Raw genomic sequence first — 12694 nt, forward strand, 5'->3', positions numbered from 1 at the left:
CGCAGGCGTCACAGGCGCGCGGCGACCTGTAGACTGAGAGGATGCCGCGCCGCGTCCGCGCGCGTTCCGGCAGACATCTCTCCTCACCGATCCTGGAGGACCACCATGGCCAACCGTGACCAGGGCATCATCGACCCGCCCATCGACGCACTCCTCAACAAGGTCGACTCGAAGTACCAGCTCGTGATCTACGCATCCAAGCGCGCGCGTCAGATCAACGACTACTACTCGGACCTCCACGAGGGCAACCTCTTCGACAACGTGGGCCCGCTCGTCGACTCCAACGTCGAAGACAAGCCGCTGACGATCGCCCTCCACGAGATCCACGAGGACAAGCTGCGCCTCCGCGCGGCCGAGTGATCTCGACCTCCTGACCCGGGCGCCACACGGCGTCATCCTCATGCCCGCGAGCCCCCCGTGTCGGGGGCCGCGGGCATGATGGTTTCCACACCCCCGATCCGCCCTCTGGAGGACCGATGAGCGCGCTGCGCCTGTTCACGTCGGAGTCCGTGACCGAAGGTCACCCCGACAAGATCTGCGACCAGATCTCCGACAGCATCCTCGATGCCCTCCTCGCGGTCGACCGCGGCAGCCGCGTCGCCGTCGAGACACTGGTCACGACGGGCCTCGTCCACGTCGCAGGTGAAGTCCGCACCGACGGCTACGTCGACATCCCGGGGATCGTCCGTCGCGTCGTGAACCGCATCGGGTACACCTCCTCCGAGACCGGCTTCGACGGCGACTCGTGCGGTGTGACGGTGTCGATCGGCGAGCAGTCGGGCGACATCGCCGCGGGCGTCGACAACGCCCTGGAGCACCGCGAGGGCGGTTCGGTCGACCCCGTCGACGCGCTCGGCGCGGGGGACCAGGGCATCATGTTCGGCTACGCGACGAACGAGACGCCCTCGTATATGCCGACCGCGATCTGGACTGCCCACCGGCTGGCCGAGCGGCTCACCGATGCGCGTCGCAGCGGCGCGCTGCCGTTCCTCCGCCCCGACGGCAAGACGCAGGTGACCCTCGGTTACGACGGCACGACGCCGCGGACCGTCGACACGGTCGTGCTCTCCACTCAGCACCACCCCGACATCTCGCTCCCGGCCCTCCGCGCCGCGGTGCAGGCCGAGGTCATCGACCCCGTCCTCGCCCAGACGGGGCTCGACGTCTCGGGCGTGCGCTACGTCATCAACCCGGCGGGCCCCTTCGTCGTGGGCGGTCCCAAGGGTGACGCAGGCCTGACGGGTCGCAAGATCATCATCGACACCTACGGTGGGGCCGCGCGTCACGGCGGTGGGGCGTTCAGCGGCAAGGACCCCTCCAAGGTCGATCGCTCGGCGGCGTATGCGATGCGCTGGGTCGCGAAGAACGCCGTCGCGGCGGGCTTGGCCGACCGGCTCGAGGTGCAGGTCGCCTACGCGATCGGCCGTGCCGCCCCCGTGGGGCTGTACGTCGAGACGTTCGGAACGGGCCACGTCTCGGACGAGAAGATCACCGCCGCGATTCGCGAATCGTTCGATCTCCGGCCGCAGGCGATCATCGACGACCTCGACCTCCTGCGCCCGATCTACGCGCAGACCGCCGCCTACGGGCACTTCGGGCGGGAACTGCCCGAGTTCACGTGGGAACGCACCGACCGCGTCGACGCGTTGCGGGCCGCCGCCGGGCTCTGACGCCCGTGATCGCCGTCGCACGGATCCTCCTCGATTCGCCGCTCCCTCAACTCGACCGGCTCTTCGACTACGCCGTGCCGGGCGCCCTGGACGCCGACGCGCAACCGGGTGTGCGGGTGAAGGTGCCGTTGCGGAGCGCCGGCCGGATGATCGAGGGCTGGGTCATCGAGCGGGCCGAGGTCGAGCCCGGCGGGCGGCCGCTGTCCGAGGTGGCATCCGTCGTCTCTCCGGTACCGGTGCTTCCGGCATCCCTCTACGCGCTGGCACGGCGCGTCGCCGACCGTGCCGCGGGCTCGGCGAGCGACATCCTGCGCCTTGCGGTGCCGAAGCGGATGGTGCGTGCCGAGAAGGCCTGGCTCGCCGCCGATCCGCCCGAAGCTCCGCAGGTGGATCCGGATGCCGCGACCCGCGCGCACGAGCTCGCATCACCCTATCCGGGGCTCGCCGACGCCGTCCTGAACGGGGAGCGGGTCGCGATCGACGCCCCGCCGCATCCGACTCCCGGAGCTCTCCGCGGTGCGTGGGCGGAGCTGCTCGCGAGCCTCGCCGCGCTCGTCCTGGACAGCGGTCGGAGCGCGCTGCTCGTCGTCCCCGATCACCGGGACCAGACGCAGCTCCTCGACGCCCTCACGACCCTCGTCCCGGGCGAGGCGGTCGTCCGCGACGACGCCCGACGCTCGGGCCCGGAGCGGTACGCGACGTACCTGCGGATGCTGAGTCCCACGCCCTGCATCGTCGTCGGGAACAGGTCCACCGTGTACGCGCCCGCTCACGATGTCGGCGCCGTCTTCGTCTGGGACGACGGCGACACGCTTCTCGCCGAGCCGCTCAGTCCGGGAGTCCACGCACGGGATGCCGCGCTCGTCCGTCAGGAGGAGGAGCACTCCGCGCTCGTCTTCGCCGGCCACACCCGCACCACCGATGTCGAGCGTCTCGTCCAGCTCGGGTGGGTGCGTGAGATCCCCGCGTCGCGACGGGTCAGTCCGAGGGTCGTCCTGTCCGCGACGCACGAGGCCGAGTACCGCGGTGCCCGCGTCCCCTCGGCCGCCTTCGGTGCGGCGCGAGAGGCCTTGCAGCACGGCCCGGTGCTGGTCCAGGTCGCCCGGCCGGGCTACTCACCCGTCCTCGTCTGCGCGGAGTGCCGAACTCCCGCCCGGTGCCGGCATTGCTCCGGCCCGCTCCGTGCGCGCCGCCCCGGTGCGACTCCCGACTGCGGATGGTGCGGCCGGTCGGCGCCGAACTGGACGTGCGCCAACTGCGCCGGGACGCGCTTCCGGATGGCGTCATCGGGGAGTGAACGTACGGCGGACGAACTCGGTCGGGCGTTCCCCGGCATCCGCGTCATCGTCGCCGACGGCGATCACCCCGTTGCATCGGTCGACGGCCGACCGGCCCTCGTGATCGCTACGCGCGGAGCGGAGCCCGCGGCGGAGGGCGGCTACCGTGCGGTCATCCTCCTCGACGGCGACAAGATGCTCATGGCCGAGCAGTTGCGGATCGGCGAATCGTGCCTGCGGTGGTGGTCGAACGCCGCCGCGCTGGCGGCTCCCGGCTCGCCGGTCCATCTCGTCGGCGTCACCGGTCCCGTCGCCCGTGCCCTCGCGACGTGGACCCACGCCGCATACGCACGTGCCGAGCTCGCGGACCGGGCTCCACTGCTGATGCCCCCGACCGTCCGGGTCGCCGCCGTCGAGGGGGCCGCGGCATCCGTCGACCGCGCCCTCGCCGAGCTGCGCGAGGCGGTTCCCGACCTCGTCCCGCTGTCGGTGCTCGGCCCCGTGCCCACCGACGACGGCGCGCGCGCTCTCGTCCGGGTGGACTACGCGCACGGCCGCGCCGTCGCCGAGCAGCTGCGGGCATCCGTCGTCGCCGATGCGGTCCGGGGTCGCCGGCGGGGTCCTGGACCCCGGACTACACTCAGGGTTCGGCTCGATGTGCCCGAGCTCGATCTGTGAGGACCCCTGCATGCGCGTCGTTTTCGCCGGAACCCCCGAACCGGCCGTCCCGTCCCTCCGCGCCCTCGCGGCCTCGTCCCATGAGGTCGTCGGCGTCGTCACGCGACGCGATGCTCCGATCGGACGCAGGCGCGTCCTGACGCCCTCGCCGGTCGCGGTGGCGGCGGAGCAGCTCGGGCTCCCGATCGTCAAGGCGGACCGCCTCGACGACGTCGCGACGGCCGAGATCGCCGCGCTCGGCGCGGACCTGGGTGTCATCGTCGCCTACGGCGGACTGGTGCGCGAACCGCTCCTGTCGATGCCGCCGCACGGCTGGATCAACCTGCATTTCTCCCTCCTCCCGCGCTGGCGCGGCGCGGCGCCCGTGCAGCACGCGCTCATCGCCGGCGACCGTGTGACGGGCGCCGCCGTGTTCCAGCTCGTCCCCGCCCTCGACGCCGGGGACGTCTTCGCCGAGCTCCGCTACGACGTCCCGCGCGGTGCCACGGCGGGCGACGTGCTCACGGACCTGGCCGCGTCCGGCGCGGAACTCGTCTCGGGAGTCGTGGATGCGATCGCCGACGGCTCGGCGGTCACGACGCCCCAGCACGGCGAACCCACCCTCGCGCCGAAGCTCACACAGGCCGACGGCGCCCTCGATCTGGCCGAACCCGCTGACCGGGTGATCGACCGCTTCCGCGGGACGACGCCCGAGCCCGGTGCCCACGTGTCGCTCGACGGTCAGCGGGTGAAGGTGCTCGCCGCCCTCCGCGGTCCCGACGCCGATCTCGAGGCCGGTCAGGTCGCGCTCGTCGGCCGTGACGTCGTCGCGGGCACGGGGGAGGGAACCGTCCTTCTCCGGACGGTCCAACCCGCCGGAAAGGGTGCGATGAACGCGGCCGACTGGTGGCGCGGGCTCCGCGTCGATGATCCTCGGATCGATCTCCCTGGAGCGGTCTCGTGAGCGCCGCCCGCGACGTCGCGTACGCGGTCATCCGCGCCGTCGGCGAGGACGACGCCTACGCGAACCTCCTCCTGCCGCGCGAACTCGAGCGCGCCCGGCTGTCGACGGCGGATGCCGCCCTCGCCACCGAGCTGACCTACGGCACCCTCCGCCGCGTCGGGACCTACGACGCCATCATCGAGATGGCGGCGTCGCGACCCGTCTCGGGGATCGACGCGCCCGTCCTCGACGCGCTTCGACTCGGCACGCACCAGCTCCTCGCGACCCGCGTCCCCGCGCACGCCGCCGTCCACGAGACGGTCGACCTCGTCGGTCGTGTGGCGGGCCGCCGCGCGACGGGGTTCGCCAACGCCGTCCTCCGCCGCGTGTCGGAACGGGACGAGGAGGAGTGGCTGACCCGCATCGAGGATGCCGCCCGCTCCGACGACGAGCGCCTGGCGGTCCGGTTCGCGCACCCCGTCTGGATCATCCGCGCCTTCCGTCGCGCACTCTCCGTCGAGGGACGCGGCGACGAGCTCCTCGACCTCCTCGCCGCCGACAACGCCGCACCCACCGTGACCCTCACCGCCCTGCCGGGCGTCGGGTCGATCCCGGAGGACGCGGAGCGCACCCCGTTCTCCCCGATCGGATTCCGCCTCGCCGGTGGTGACCCGGACCGGATCGTCCGCGGGTCGGGGGGCGCTGTCCGCGTGCAGGACGAAGGGTCGCAGCTTGCGGCCCTCGCCCTGTCGCGTGCGGTGCCGATCCGCGCGGGGGAGCGGTGGCTGGACCTCTGCGCCGCGCCCGGCGGCAAGACCGCCGTGCTGGCTGCCGAGGGCGCCACCGGCGGCGCGATCGTCGAGGCGAACGAAGTGTCACCTGCGCGGGCCCGCCTCGTCCGGCAGTCGGTCGCCGCCGTCCCTCTCGACGTGCCTGTGTCGGAGGAGGACGGCCGCACCCGCGCGGGCCGCGGGGTCTACGACCGGATCCTCGTCGACGCCCCCTGCACGGGCCTCGGCGCCCTCCGACGCCGGCCCGAGGCGCGGTGGCGGAAGGCCCCGGCGGACGTCCCCGAACTCACGCAGCTGCAGACCGAACTCCTCATCGCGGCGGTCGACGCGCTTGCTCCCGGCGGCGTCGTCGCCTACGTGACGTGCTCACCCCACCTCGCCGAGACCGCGGGTGTCGTGGCAGAGGTCGAACGTCGGTTCGGTGACGCTCTCACCCAGCTCGACGCGCGCAAGGTGCTCCGGCAGGTCGTCGGTGGGGATATCGATCTCGCGGAGCCGTCGGATGGATCGGGCCGCGCCCAGCTGTGGCCCCACCGTCACGGCACCGACGCGATGTCGATCTGGCTGCTCCGCAAGAACTGACCGGGCACCGGGATAATGGCTGACGTGGCCGATTCCGACGTACGCATCAACCCCAGCATCCTCGCCGCCGACTTCGTGAACATGCAGGCGGAACTCGCCCGCATCGCGTCGGCCGACTTCGTCCACGTCGACGTCATGGACAACCACTTCGTCCCGAACCTGACGTTCGGCCCGCAGATGGTTCAGCGCATCCAGGCGACGAGCCCCGTCCCGCTCGACGTGCACCTCATGATCAGCGACGCCGATCGCTGCGCTCCCGAGTACGCCGAGATCGGGGCGGCATCCGTCACGTTCCACCTCGAGGCGGCCGCCGACCCCGTCGCCCTCGCTCGTCGGCTGCGGCAGATCGGCGCACGTGCCGGCGTCGCGGTCAAGCCTGCGACCCCCGTGGAGCAGCTGTTCGACGTCCTCGACGAGTTCGACCAGATCCTCGTTATGACCGTCGAGCCCGGCTTCGGCGGGCAGAGCTTCATGGCCGACCAGATGCCCAAGCTCCGCCGGCTCAGCGACGAGGCCCGCCGCCGCGGGTCGCAGGTCTGGCTCCAGGTCGACGGCGGCATCGGCGAGTCGACCATCGCGCAGGCAGCCGATGCCGGTGCCGACACGTTCGTGGCGGGCTCGGCCGTCTTCGGGGCCGAGGATCCCGGCGCAGCGATCAGCGCGCTCCGCTCGGCCGCGGCATCCGCTCACCGTCACTGACGCGCACCGCCGTCACGCGGACCGGCCGGGATCGGCGGGCCGGTACCCTGGAGGGTGTGAAGACCTTCGACGCACTGTTCTCCGAGCTGAGCGAGACCGCGGCGAGCCGTCCCGAGGGATCGGGCACGGTCGCGCAGCTGGATCGCGGCGTCCACGCCATCGGCAAGAAGATCGTCGAAGAGGCCGCCGAGGTCTGGATGGCCGCCGAGTACCAGTCCGACACCGAGACGGCCGAGGAGATCTCGCAGCTGCTCTACCACCTGCAGGTGATGATGCTCGCGAAGGGCCTGACGCTCGAGGACGTGTACCGACATCTCTGATCGGTCCCTCGACTCGTCCGCCCACCTCCACACCGAAAGACGCTCCATGCTGCGCATCGCCGTCCCCAACAAGGGCATGCTCGCCGAAACCACCGCGGGGATGCTCGCCGAAGCCGGGTACACCGGTCGACGCGACCCCAAGGACCTGCACGCCATCGACCCCGTCAACGACGTCGAGTTCTTCTACCTCCGTCCCAAGGACATCGCCACCTACGTCGGCTCCGGTGCGCTGGACGTCGGCATCACCGGTCGCGACCTGCTGCTGGACGCCCGGATGCCGGGTGCCCGCGAGATCGAGAAGCTCGGCTTCGGCGGCTCGACGTTCCGGTTCGCCGGCCCTCCCGGGCGCTTCACCGAGCTCGCCGACCTCGACGGACTGCGCGTCGCGACGGCCTACCCGGGCCTGGTCGACGCGTACCTCGACGACCTCGGCGTCGCCGTCGACCTCGTGCCGCTCGACGGTGCGGTCGAATCCGCCGTCCAGCTGGGTGTCGCGGATGCCGTCGCCGACGTCGTCTCGACCGGCACGACCCTCCGCCAGGCGGGGCTCGAGATCTTCGGACCGGTGCTGCTGGAGTCCGAGGCCGTCCTCATCGGCGCGCCGACCGAGGCCGACGGCACCGAGACGCTCCTGCGCCGCCTGCGCGGCGTGATGGTCGCCCGGCGCTACGTCCTCATCGATTACGACCTGCCCGCGCACCTGGTCGACCAGGCGGTCGCCCTCGCTCCCGGCATCGAGTCGCCCACGATCTCGCCGCTCCGCGACCCCGAGTGGGTCGCCGTCCGCGTCATGAGTCCCCGGAAGACCGTGAACCAGGTCATGGACGCCCTCTACGAGATCGGCGCGCGGGCGATCCTCGTGACCGCCATCCACAACGCGAGGCTCTGACGTGTCGCTCGTCAGCCGCGTGATCCCGTGTCTCGACGTGGCCGCGGGCAAGGTCGTCAAGGGCGTCAACTTCGAGAACCTCCGCGAGATGGGCGATCCCGTCGAACTGGCGCGCCGGTACTACGAGCAGGGCGCCGATGAGATCACCTTCCTCGACGTGACGGCCACCGTCGACGCGCGCGACACGACGTACGACGTCGTACAGCGCACCGCCGAGCAGGTCTTCATCCCGCTCACCGTGGGCGGGGGAGTGCGCTCGGCCGAGGACGTCGCACGGCTCCTCGGGGTCGGCGCCGACAAGGTGGGCGTCAACTCGGCCGCGATCGCCCGGCCCGAGCTCCTCGGCGAGATCGCCGACCGCTTCGGGGCGCAGGTCCTCGTCCTCTCCCTCGACGTCAAGCGCGATCCCGGCACGCCGTCCGGCTTCGCCGTCACGACGCACGGCGGACGCACCCTCACCGACATCGACGCGCTCGCCTGGGCGCGCGAGGCGATCGAGCGCGGTGCGGGGGAGCTCCTCGTCAACTCGATCGACGCCGACGGCACGAAGGACGGCTTCGACCTCGAGCTCGTCTCGCTCATGCGCGAGGTGTCCACGGTGCCCGTGATCGCCTCCGGAGGAGCGGGGGATGCCGCGCACTTCGCCCCGGCGATCGCCGCCGGTGCCGACGCGGTGCTCGCGGCATCCGTCTTCCACTCCGGCCAGCTGACCGTCGCGGACGTCAAGGACGCGCTCGTCCGCGAAGGGGTGGAGGTCCGCCGATGACCCGGTCGATCGAGGAGCGCATGTCCCGAGTGGTCTACAACGCCGACGGCCTCGTCCCCGCGATCGTGCAGCAGCACGACACGCGCGAGGTGCTCATGCTCGGGTGGATGGATGCCGAGGCCCTCCGCCGGACGCTCACCGAGGGTCGCGTGACGTTCTGGTCGCGGTCGCGTCAGGAGTACTGGCGCAAGGGCGACACGTCCGGCCACGCGCAGTTCGTGAAGGGCGTGCGGCTGGACTGCGACGGCGACACGCTGCTGGTGTCCGTCGAGCAGGTCGGTGCGGCCTGCCACACCGGCGACCGCACGTGCTTCGACGCCGACGACCTCGATCCCGTCGTCGGCGAGTTCTTGTGACCGAGGCGACGTCGCGGCGCACACGCCTGTCGGCCGTCCTCGCGATCCTGGCCGGCGGCGCAGTCGGCATCATCGGGTCGACCCAGACCTGGCTCGAGGCGACCGTCGACGACGGGTCTCCGGTGCCGATCGCCGTCGCGGGAGCCGATGCCCTCGCCGTCGTCGCGCCCCTGAGCCTCGCGGCGCTCGCTCTCGGGCTCGCCCTGACGATCGTCGGCCGCGTGCTCCGCCACGTCTTCGCCGTCATCGCCGTGGCCCTCGGCGCCGGCCTCGGATGGGGTGCGTTCCGCATCGCCTCTCAGCGACCCGTGGATGCCGTCGCCGGCCCGGTCACCGACGCCACCGGTCTCAGCGGGGAGAAGAGCATCGCCGCCATCGTGACCGAGGTCACGGCGACGCCCTGGCCGGCGGTCACCGTCGCGGCATCCGCTCTGATCCTGCTCGGCGGCGTGCTCGCCCTCGCGACGGCACACCGATGGAGTTCGGCGGGCCGGAAGTACCGCACGGATCGCGCGGCCGGTCCCCGCGACAGCATCGACTCCTGGGACGATCTCTCGCGCGGCGAGGACCCGACCACCTGAGCTCCGCGGGGCGGGGGAGTCTGCACGCCCCGCTAGACTGATCAGGCGGCGTCAGCCGACCCAGACAACCCGTGCGTCCCATCGAAGGAGAACAATGAGCGGCATCGAGGACCCCGGCCACGGACACTCCCCGGCGGCATGGACGACGGTCATCATCATGCTCGTCGCGCTGACGATCGGCACCGTGTTCTTCTTCCTCGAGATGCCGCTCCTCGTCTGGCTCTCGGTCGTCCTGCTGCTCCTCGGTCTCGTCGTCGGCTTCATCATGACCAAGGCCGGCTACGGCGTCGGCGGGTCGAAGACCGTCTCGAAGCAGCACTGACATGCTCGCCGACCTCATGGGCGGCGCGGTGGAGGATGCACGGGAGCGGGAGACCGTCCGCCCCCTTGCTGTCGTGGAGAAGCTCGCCCTCGCGCAGCCTGCCGCGATCGACGCCCTCGCCGCCCTCGCACCCGCAGAGCGCGTCAAGATCATCGCCGAGGTCAAGCGCGCGAGCCCGTCGCGCGGTGACCTCGCCGACATCCCCGATCCCGCGCTGCAGGCGCGCCGGTACGAACTCGGCGGCGCGTCCGCCATCTCGGTCCTGACCGAGGGGCGCAAGTTCAAGGGTTCGCTCCCCGACCTCGAGGCCGTCCGCGCCGCGGTCACGCTTCCCGTACTCCGCAAGGACTTCATCTCGACGGCCTACCAGGTGTTCGAGGCACGCGCCGCGGGCGCCGACCTCGTGCTGCTCATCGTCGCCGGGCTCGAGCAGGACCTGCTCGCCGAGCTCCACGGTCTCGTGCAGGAGCTCGGGATGACGCCCCTCGTCGAGACGCACTCGGCGGAGGAACTGGCGCGCGCGAACGACATCGGTGCGCGTCTGGTCGGAGTCAACGCGCGCAACCTCTCGACCTTCGAGCTCGACCGCGACCTCTTCGGGCGGCTCGCGGCCGACATCCCTGAGGGTGTGATCAAGATCGCCGAGTCCGCGGTCCTCTCACCCGCCGACGTCGCGCACTACCGTGCCGCGGGTGCCGACGTCGTCCTGATCGGCGAAGCGCTCGTCACGAGTGACCCCGTGTCGACGCTCGCCGCCTTCCTGGAGGCAGGTTCATGAGTCTTCGTGCAGCTACCGGTCCGTTCTTCGGCGAGTTCGGCGGGCGGTACATGCCCGAGTCCCTGATCGCCGCGATCGACGAGCTCACGGCGGTCTACGAGGATGCGAAGGCGGACCCCGCCTTCGCTGCCGAGTTCTCCCGGCTCCTGAGCGTCTACGCCGGCCGACCGTCGGCCCTGACCGAGGTGCCCCGGTTCGCCGAGCACGCCGGCGGCGCGCGGGTCTTCCTCAAGCGCGAAGACCTCAACCACACCGGCTCGCACAAGATCAACAACGTCATCGGTCAGGCGCTCATCACGAAGCGGCTCGGCAAGAAGCGCGTGATCGCCGAGACCGGGGCAGGCCAGCACGGCGTCGCGACCGCGACCGCCGCCGCCCTGTTCGGCTTCGAGTGCACGGTGTACATGGGCGAGGTCGACACCGAGCGACAGGCGTTGAACGTCGCGCGCATGCGGCTGCTCGGGGCCGAGGTCATCCCCGTCACGACGGGCTCGCGGACGCTGAAGGACGCGATCAACGAGGCGTACCGCGACTGGGTCGCGTCGGTCGACACGACCAACTACATTTTCGGCACCGCCGCCGGGCCCCACCCGTTCCCCGCGATGGTGCGCGACTTCCAGAAGATCATCAGCGAGGAGGCGCGTCAGCAGCTCCTCGACGAGATCGGCCGGCTCCCCGACGCGGTCGTCGCCTGCGTGGGCGGCGGGTCGAACGCGATCGGCATGTTCGACGCCTTCCTCGACGACGAGGGCGTGGCGCTGTACGGCGTCGAGGCGGCCGGCGACGGCGTCGACACGCCCAAGCACGCGGCATCCATCGAACGCGGTCGCCCCGGCATCCTCCACGGCGCGAAGACGTTCGTCCTGCAGGACGAGGACGGGCAGACGACCGAATCGCACTCGATCTCGGCCGGGCTCGACTACCCGGGCGTCGGTCCCGAGCACGCGTGGCTCGCGAGCATCGGCCGTGCGCAGTACATCCCCGCCACCGACACCGAGGCGATGGAGGCCCTGCGTCTGCTGAGCCGGACCGAGGGCATCATCCCCGCCATCGAGTCCGCGCACGCCCTCGCCGGGGCGCTGCGCATCGGACGCGAGCTGGGTCCCGACGGCGTGATCGCGATCAACCTCTCGGGCCGCGGTGACAAGGACATGGACACCGCCGCCCGGTGGTTCGAGCTCTACGACGCCGACAAGGAGCCCGTCGAGGTGCCGACCGACCCCGCGCACGGCAGCGGCGAAGGGGTCGAACTGTGACCTCTCGCGTCGCGGCGGCGATCTCCGCCGCGAAGGAGGCGGGACGCGGGGCCTTCGTGGGCTACCTCCCGATCGGATATCCCGACCTGCAGACGAGCATCGACGCCGCCGTCGCTCTCGCCGAGAACGGCGCCGACATCCTCGAGCTCGGCCCGCCCTACTCCGACCCCGTCATGGACGGCGTCGTCATCCAGGAGGCCACGCAGGCCGCCCTGGCGGCCGGGTTCCGCTTCCGCGACACGTTCACGGCCGTCCGTGCGATCGCCGAGCGCGTCGACGTCCCGATCGTCGTCATGACGTACTGGAACCCGGTGTTCCAGTACGGCGTCGACCGCTTCGCCGACGACCTGGCCGCTGCGGGCGGTGCGGGGCTCATCACGCCCGACATCACCCCCGACGCCGCTGCCGACTGGATCGCCGCGTCGGAGCGTACCGGCCTGGACCGCATCTTCCTCGCGGCGCCCTCTTCCACCGAGGAGCGGATCAAGATGATCGCCGAGCACTCCACGGGCTTCGTCTACACCGTCTCGACGATGGGCATCACGGGGGAGCGTGCCGAGTTGGATGCCGCAGCCCGCGCCCTCGTCGACCGCCTGCGGGCCCACGGGGTCGAGAACGCCTGCGTCGGCATCGGGATCTCCACCGCCGACCAGGTGGACGGTGTCCTCGAGTACGCGGACGGCGCGATCGTCGGCACGGCGCTCGTCCGCGCGCTGCGCGACGGCGGCGTCGACGGGCTCGCGGCGACGGCGCGCGAGCTGTCGCAGGGCGCAGGACCGCACGCCGTCACCGCGTAGACTCGCCGTC

General features: G+C 71.7%; 15 protein-coding genes. All 15 read left to right on the forward strand.

Annotation, left to right across the window (positions count from 1 at the left end; all coding sequences use genetic code 11):
- Positions 1–105: 105 nt before the first annotated feature.
- The 15 genes from rpoZ to trpA all read left to right on the forward strand — a co-directional run bounded on the left by rpoZ (position 106) and on the right by trpA (position 12684).
- Positions 106–360, forward strand: coding sequence for a DNA-directed RNA polymerase subunit omega (gene rpoZ / locus BLR68_RS12680; RefSeq protein WP_018186758.1), 255 nt, complete (start codon positions 106–108; stop codon positions 358–360).
- Between the two features lie 116 nt (positions 361–476).
- Positions 477–1670, forward strand: coding sequence for a methionine adenosyltransferase (gene metK / locus BLR68_RS12685; RefSeq protein WP_018186759.1), 1194 nt, complete (start codon positions 477–479; stop codon positions 1668–1670).
- A 5-nt stretch (positions 1671–1675) separates the two neighbouring features.
- A complete protein-coding gene (locus tag BLR68_RS12690) occupies positions 1676–3625 on the forward strand; it encodes a primosomal protein N' family DNA-binding protein (protein ID WP_018186760.1) in 1950 nt (649 codons plus the stop codon).
- A 10-nt stretch (positions 3626–3635) separates the two neighbouring features.
- The gene (gene fmt, locus BLR68_RS12695; protein WP_018186761.1) at positions 3636–4568 is read left to right on the forward strand and encodes a methionyl-tRNA formyltransferase; all 933 of its coding nucleotides are present in this window, start codon (positions 3636–3638) and stop codon (positions 4566–4568) included.
- Positions 4565–5920 (forward strand): RsmB/NOP family class I SAM-dependent RNA methyltransferase, encoded by a 1356-nt coding sequence (locus BLR68_RS12700; RefSeq protein ID WP_018186762.1) that lies wholly within the window; start codon positions 4565–4567, stop codon positions 5918–5920. Before fmt ends, BLR68_RS12700 begins: the two co-directional genes overlap by 4 nt.
- Positions 5921–5935: 15 nt before the next feature.
- Positions 5936–6619, forward strand: coding sequence for a ribulose-phosphate 3-epimerase (gene rpe / locus BLR68_RS12705; RefSeq protein ID WP_026302856.1), 684 nt, complete (start codon positions 5936–5938; stop codon positions 6617–6619).
- Positions 6620–6675: 56 nt separating this feature from the next.
- Positions 6676–6939, forward strand: a complete 264-nt coding sequence (locus tag BLR68_RS12710; protein ID WP_018186764.1) for a phosphoribosyl-ATP diphosphatase — start codon at positions 6676–6678, stop codon at positions 6937–6939.
- Between the two features lie 46 nt (positions 6940–6985).
- Positions 6986–7828: an ATP phosphoribosyltransferase gene (hisG, locus tag BLR68_RS12715; RefSeq protein ID WP_018186765.1), complete on the forward strand. Its 843-nt coding sequence runs from the start codon at positions 6986–6988 to the stop codon at positions 7826–7828.
- Position 7829: 1 nt separating this feature from the next.
- The gene (hisF, locus tag BLR68_RS12720) at positions 7830–8594 is read left to right on the forward strand and encodes an imidazole glycerol phosphate synthase subunit HisF (protein WP_018186766.1); all 765 of its coding nucleotides are present in this window, start codon (positions 7830–7832) and stop codon (positions 8592–8594) included.
- Positions 8591–8950 carry a phosphoribosyl-AMP cyclohydrolase gene (gene hisI / locus BLR68_RS12725; protein WP_018186767.1) on the forward strand — a complete coding sequence of 120 codons (360 nt, stop codon included), beginning with the start codon at positions 8591–8593 and terminating at the stop codon, positions 8948–8950. The genes hisF and hisI overlap by 4 nt, the downstream gene beginning before the upstream one ends.
- Positions 8947–9531 (forward strand): Trp biosynthesis-associated membrane protein, encoded by a 585-nt coding sequence (locus BLR68_RS12730; protein WP_018186768.1) that lies wholly within the window; start codon positions 8947–8949, stop codon positions 9529–9531. The genes hisI and BLR68_RS12730 overlap by 4 nt, the downstream gene beginning before the upstream one ends.
- 94 nt (positions 9532–9625) lie before the next feature.
- Positions 9626–9853: a DUF6704 family protein gene (locus BLR68_RS12735; RefSeq protein ID WP_018186769.1), complete on the forward strand. Its 228-nt coding sequence runs from the start codon at positions 9626–9628 to the stop codon at positions 9851–9853.
- 1 nt (position 9854) lies between these two features.
- Positions 9855–10631, forward strand: coding sequence for an indole-3-glycerol phosphate synthase TrpC (trpC, locus tag BLR68_RS12740; protein ID WP_018186770.1), 777 nt, complete (start codon positions 9855–9857; stop codon positions 10629–10631).
- A complete protein-coding gene (gene trpB / locus BLR68_RS12745; RefSeq protein ID WP_018186771.1) occupies positions 10628–11887 on the forward strand; it encodes a tryptophan synthase subunit beta in 1260 nt (419 codons plus the stop codon). The genes trpC and trpB overlap by 4 nt, the downstream gene beginning before the upstream one ends.
- Positions 11884–12684: a tryptophan synthase subunit alpha gene (trpA, locus tag BLR68_RS12750; RefSeq protein ID WP_018186772.1), complete on the forward strand. Its 801-nt coding sequence runs from the start codon at positions 11884–11886 to the stop codon at positions 12682–12684. Before trpB ends, trpA begins: the two co-directional genes overlap by 4 nt.
- Positions 12685–12694 lie beyond the last annotated feature (10 nt).

The sequence above is a fragment of the Microbacterium sp. 77mftsu3.1 genome, from assembly GCF_900100525.1.
Classification (GTDB): domain Bacteria; phylum Actinomycetota; class Actinomycetes; order Actinomycetales; family Microbacteriaceae; genus Microbacterium; species Microbacterium aquilitoris.